Source organism: Pseudomonas edaphica (assembly GCF_005863185.1).
Classification (GTDB): Bacteria; Pseudomonadota; Gammaproteobacteria; order Pseudomonadales; family Pseudomonadaceae; genus Aquipseudomonas; species Aquipseudomonas edaphica.
Map to the genome: position 1 here is coordinate 1 of NZ_VBVZ01000708.1, position 2,937 is coordinate 2,937.

The 2,937-nt window shown below is 58.9% G+C and carries 2 protein-coding genes; both read right to left on the reverse strand.

Annotated features, from left to right (window positions below):
* Window positions 1-1,448, reverse strand: a 1,448-nt coding sequence (locus tag FEM54_RS29325; RefSeq protein WP_138453934.1) for a TonB-dependent siderophore receptor, incomplete at its 3' end; no start/stop codon positions are given.
* Between the two features lie 546 nt (window positions 1,449-1,994).
* Window positions 1,995-2,891 carry a helix-turn-helix domain-containing protein gene (locus FEM54_RS29335; protein ID WP_099550140.1) on the reverse strand — a complete coding sequence of 299 codons (897 nt, stop codon included), beginning with the start codon at window positions 2,889-2,891 and terminating at the stop codon, window positions 1,995-1,997.
* Window positions 2,892-2,937: the final 46 nt, after the last annotated feature.

Consider the following 2,937-nt stretch of genomic DNA (forward strand, 5'->3'; position numbering starts at 1 on the left):
GGTTTATAGATCAACGAAGCTTGAGGCAGGAATACGTATTGCTGGGTGTGGCGCGCCTGGTTGCCTTGGTCATCGTAGGCTTTTTCATCCAGACGCACTTCGCGCCCGCCAATGATGGTTTGCCATTGCTCGTTGAAGCGGATGCGGTCGGTGACGAACAGGCCGTACTGACGGCTGTCGAGGTTGCGATGGCTTGGGTTCAGCGGCTTATCAGTAGGCTCGAAGGTCGGTGCGTCTTGGTTGATATTGCCGCTGCCGATGTATTCGTTGACGGACTTGCGCTTGTCGATCACCCGTCGAAACGCGCTGGTGCCGAAAGTCAGTTCATGGCCCAGGCTGCCGGTGTCGAACAGGCCTGTCATTGCCGCCTGTACTTCATCATCACGGCGGGTGTCGTCGGGGCTGCGGTAGTCGTAGACGTCGTAGTCGCCTTCCGGGCTGAAGGTGTTGGCGTTGCAGCTACCGACGTAGTAACAGCCCCAGGCAAACGAGCTGTAATCATCAATCACCACTTTGCTGTGGGCGGCACTGAGGCTGCCTTTCCACTGATCACTGAAGCGGTATTCAAACTTGCCATTGAGGTTCAGCGAATCGATGCCGACCTGATGGGAACCACTCTGGTGCCCCAGCAATTTCTTCGGTGACGCGTCATGGGGCACTTCGGTGCCGCCCAGCAGTTGATAACCCGGCACGGAGCGCTGTTGCTTGTTCTGGTATTCCGCGTCCAGTTGCAGCACCGCGTCGGGGCTGATGTTCCAGTCGAAGGCCAGGGACACAAAATCGCGCTGGCCATCGGCGTGCTCGACATACGAATTGAGGTCTTCGTGGGCGACGTTGGCGCGCAGGCCGAATTGCTGCTCGCTGCCAAACCAGCCACCCACGTCGGTGGCTATGTAACCGCTGCCTCGGTCATCGGTGGACACGGTAACCGAGCGCACATCTTCCGGGCGTTTTGTCACGTAGTTGATCACGCCGCTGGGTTCGGAAATACCGCTTTGCAAACCCGCCAGGCCCTTGAGCACTTCGACCTGCTGCTTGTTTTCCAGGGCGACGTTTTGCTCGCCAGTGATGGTGCGGCCGTTGATTTTGTAGCTGCTCGCGGCGTTCAGTGAGAAGCCGCGGATCACGAAGTTTTCGTAGTAGCCGATGGGGGCGTAGCTGTCGCCTACCGAGGCGTCGTTGCGCAGCACTTCGCTGAGCAGGCGCGCCTGCTGGTCTTTGATCAGTTCGGCGTTGATCACGGTGATTGATGCCGGAGTGTCCAGCAACGGCGCTTCGTTGAAGCCGCCGACCGAGGCGCTGTTGGTGCGATAGCCGGAGTCTTCCTGGCCCTGGACGTTTACCGCCGGTAGTTCGATTTCAGCGGCCATGCTGTTGCCCAGGCTGCCGCTGAGTAGCAGGCCAAGGGCGAAACGTGAGGTAACGACGGGACGAAAACGCACAACCATGGGGGTAGGGCCTTAAAGCGCAGGGCGGGGGGCGCATAAGCTAGGGGGATGTGCTGGGATTTACAAGTTATTGAGAATGGTTGTGTTGTGTACATATCCGTTGCTGCGGTAACGGCTGAGTAGGGTTCCGCTCTTACAGCGGGTCACTTTTGGCAAACGCCCGGAATGCCGGCCCAGCCAAAAGTAACCAAAAGGTCTTCGCCCCACCACTCGGTGCCTCGCTTAGGCTCGGTGTGCCAGAACGAAGGCTTGAATCCGTGGTTAACGGGGCGCCTCAGATCAAGATCAAAATCTACAGCACGGCGGCCTAGTAGCCGACCTGAGTGGTTGAATCAAAAACGAAAGGCGAAAGGCGGATTTGCATACACTGAAGAGCTGCTTTTCTGTGGGAGCTGGCTTGCCTGCGATGCAGACACCTCGGTACATCAGGTACACCGAGTTGACGCTATCGCAGGCAAGCCAGCTCCCACCTTTGACCGAGTATGGCTCTGCTGTTGCTGCGGCTCTTACATCCTTTGGCCCCCAGGTCAGTACCAAAAACACCCGTCAACCCAAACGCCTGAGCGTCTCACTGGGCAACTCCCGAAACAACGCCCGATAACTCTGGGAAAACCGCCCCAAGTGCCAGAACGACCAGTTCATCGCCACCTCAGCCACCGTGGCCCGAGTCGAGCTCAACAACTCACGCCGCGCCCCGTTCAACCGGCGCAAGCGCAACCACTGCGCCGGGCTCATTCCGGTGTAGGTCTTAAAGCCTTGCTGCAATTGGCGTAACGGCACACCGGCGATCTGCGCCAGTTCCAGCAGGTTGGCGGTTTCATCCGGCGCATCCGCCGCCCATTCACCGATACGCGCCATCAACAGGCGCTCGTCGCTGCGCCGCTGCAACGAGCTGCGGTCCAGGCACACACAAGCGTTGTCGAGAATAAACAGGCAGTCATCAAGCAATTGCTGGGTGAGGGCATCACGGCTGATAGGGTCAGTCAGCGCAGACAGCCGTGTCAGCGTGCCACTGAGCCATCGGGTGAACAGCGCGTTCTGCTGGCACGTCAGCGGTGCCATGAACAACCCCTCAAGTTTCGCCACATCCAAACCATGGCGCTGCACGAACTGCGGGCCGAATACCACCGCGACTTCGCGGTAGTTTTCCGGGGTGATCCAGGTGTTGCGGCTCTCGCCATTGAGCATGTACAGCGCGTTGTCGCTGCCATCGAAACAGAACGCCAGGGAGCCCGGTGGCGCATTGAAATGCTGCTCCACGCGAGTGTTCATGCACTCTTCGTAAACCTCGACGCCGTGCAGGTCGAGGTAGCGGATCTGCCCGGCAAAATGCCCTGGGGACATCTGCTGGTACTGCTGCACCCAACCGGGTGTCGCACTGCATTGAGCGGCCACATCACCGGTGGTGAAGGCCTGTACGCGCAAAGCTGTTGCCTGTGTCATGGGTAACCTGGGCGCACTCTATTGGTGCGTTATGGTTCGTGCAAAG